The organism is Prevotella sp. S7-1-8 (genome assembly GCF_000758925.1).
Classification (GTDB): domain Bacteria; phylum Bacteroidota; class Bacteroidia; order Bacteroidales; family Bacteroidaceae; genus Prevotella.
Map to the genome: position 1 here is coordinate 1 of NZ_JRNC01000151.1, position 665 is coordinate 665.

At 47.1% G+C, this 665-nt stretch carries 2 protein-coding genes; both read right to left on the bottom strand.

The window, feature by feature from the left end:
• Window positions 1-184: DUF4133 domain-containing protein (locus HMPREF1640_RS12450; RefSeq protein WP_036895451.1), on the bottom strand; the 184-nt coding region annotated here is incomplete at its 3' end.
• 3 nt (window positions 185-187) lie between these two features.
• Window positions 188-490 carry a DUF4134 domain-containing protein gene (locus HMPREF1640_RS12455; protein WP_008448479.1) on the bottom strand — a complete coding sequence of 101 codons (303 nt, stop codon included), beginning with the start codon at window positions 488-490 and terminating at the stop codon, window positions 188-190.
• Window positions 491-665: the final 175 nt, after the last annotated feature.

A 665-nucleotide genomic window follows, 5' to 3' on the forward strand; every position in this document is an offset into this window, starting at 1 on the left:
CGAGTGTTGCACCCACTAAGCCAAGACCGAGGCAGACTATCTGGTCGATGCCACAGAGATAGAGCACCACCACGAGAAAGAAGACCGCCAACAGTCCTCCCGCAAATAGGAAGAGATATTGCGCCTTCAAACCCTTGAACTCTACCGTCCGACCTACACCTTTATTGATTTCCCACTGTGCCATCGTTTACAGGAAGAAGGAACGTAAGATGGTGGCAGCCACAATCAGGAAGATACACGCACCGAACCAAGAAGCGGCTGTCTTGCTCGTATCGGGGTCGCCACTTGAGAACTTGTTGTATACTTTTATTCCTCCGATAAGACCCACTACGGCACCGATGGCATAGATGAGTTTCGTACCCGGGTCGAAGTAGGAGGTTACCATTTTTGTGGCTTCGTTGATACCTGCCATACCGTTTCCCTGTGCGTACGCTGCTGCGGTGGTCAGTGCCGTCAGGAGCAGCATCATTGTGATTTTTTTGTTGTTCATTTTGCTGTTTATTTTAAGTTGTTAAACGAATTGTCTTCTTGTGGAGGTGTCAGGGGTGGCTCGGTTTTATCGTATGATAGATATTGGCTGATTATTTTACTTTTGAGCAACCCCTGCATTCCTCCGAAATATGAAAATCAAGAAACCATTTTTACAGATAATAGGACAGCGGTCT

Excerpts from the sequence above, each read along its gene's own strand:
- HMPREF1640_RS12455 (WP_008448479.1), bottom strand. The coding sequence starts at position 490 with ATGAACAACAAAAAAATCACAATGATGCTGCTCCTGACGGCACTGACC.